Consider the following 263-nt stretch of genomic DNA (forward strand, 5'->3'; position numbering starts at 1 on the left):
GGATTGAACCTTTGCTTGCTTATGGAATATTGGCACTACAAAGCAACGACCCGCCCGACGCAGTGGGATATCTTTCGCGAGCTACCGATCTTGATCCCACCAACCATCAGGCTTGGCATGGACTTGCGCTTACGCTCGGTGCGCTCGGACTTCAGGGTGCCGCATTGCGCGCGATGGCCAACGCCGGAAATCTTGCACCTGATATACTTCATTATGCAATTACGTATAATGAACTACGCGACACGGTTGATCATGATCTGATT

General features: G+C 51.3%; 1 protein-coding gene. It reads left to right on the top strand.

Annotation, left to right across the window (positions count from 1 at the left end):
• Positions 1–263, top strand: a 263-nt coding sequence (locus GUI70_RS23575) for a tetratricopeptide repeat protein (protein WP_161884594.1), incomplete at both ends; no start/stop codon positions are given.

It is taken from the genome of Deinococcus alpinitundrae (assembly GCF_009982895.1).
Taxonomy (GTDB): Bacteria; Deinococcota; Deinococci; order Deinococcales; family Deinococcaceae; genus Deinococcus; species Deinococcus alpinitundrae.